Consider the following 1,132-nt stretch of genomic DNA (forward strand, 5'->3'; position numbering starts at 1 on the left):
GATGAGTTTCGGGTGAGTTCTCGGGGGTCAGAGGGCCCGGGACCTCCGACAAGTCACCCGAAACGCAAGGGGGTGGGGCTGGACGGCGACGGCGGCCGGTCAGATCTCGAGGGCGGCGATCGCCTCCTGGGGGTCGTCGCCCCACGCCTCGGTGCCGAGGGCGCCGTCGAGGTAGTCCGCGTACCAGCGGCGCACCTCCTCCGACTGGAAGGCCTCGCGCAGGGCCCGGCCGGCCTCGGTGTCGCGGAAGCCCTCGCGGGTGGCCACCACCACACGGAACGGCACGGCGTCCTCGGCTGTCTCGAACAGCAGCGACTCGGAGATCGGCAGCCCGATCTTGGCCGACTGCCGGGCGAACAGGAACCCGGCGTCCGCGTCCTCGATGGTCAGCGCGAGCGACTGCTGGTCCACCTCCACGAACTCGTAGCCGTGCGGGTTGGCGGTGATGTCGTGCTGGGACAGCCGGATCACGGACACCCCCTCCCGCACCGTGATCTTCCCGGCCTGGGCCAGCAGGCGCAGCGCGCGCCCGTTGTTGGACGGGTCCACGGGCACGCTGATGCGGGCGCCGTCCGGCAGCTCCTCGAGCGAGGAGTACCGGGTGGAGAACAGCCCCGCCGGCGAGGTGTACACGTTGAACGCGGGCACCACGGAGGTGCCGTTGTCCGCGTTGAACTGCTTGAGATATGCGATGTGCTGGAAGAAGTTCGCGTCGAACTCGCCGCGGTCCACGGCGATGTTCGGCTGGATGATGTCCGTGACGAACGTGGTCTTCAGCTCCCAGCCGCGCTCGGCCAGCAGGCGCTCGGCGATCCGCACCGGCTCCTGGTACGGGGCGTCCTCCGTGGCGCACAGGGTGATGGTGCGGGAGGCGCCGCCACCGCCGGCGGCCGTGCCGGTGCGCAGGCCGCAGCCGGTGAGCAGGGCCGCGGAGCCGACGCCGGCCAGGCCCGCGAGGAGGGCGCGGCGGGACGGACGAGGGGACAGGGGCGAACGGGAGGACAGCGGGGAACGGGAGGTCATGGGGGGCTCCTTCTCGGGGCGCGGTCAGGGGAGGTCAGGGATGCGGCGGGTGCGGACGCCCCGGCCCGGGCGGGGCGACCGCCGGGGGCGGGCCGCCGTCGTCGGGAAC

1 protein-coding gene is annotated in these 1,132 nt (G+C 72.8%); it reads right to left on the reverse strand.

Features of this window, described 5'->3' with window-relative positions; translation table 11 throughout:
• Positions 1-99: 99 nt before the first annotated feature.
• Entirely contained in the window at positions 100-1,023 is a 924-nt protein-coding gene (locus tag NWP10_RS12060) for a MetQ/NlpA family ABC transporter substrate-binding protein (RefSeq protein ID WP_258301060.1), read from the reverse strand.
• Positions 1,024-1,132: the final 109 nt, after the last annotated feature.

The sequence above is a fragment of the Micrococcus sp. HG099 genome, from assembly GCF_024723355.1.
Classification (GTDB): domain Bacteria; phylum Actinomycetota; class Actinomycetes; order Actinomycetales; family Micrococcaceae; genus Micrococcus; species Micrococcus endophyticus.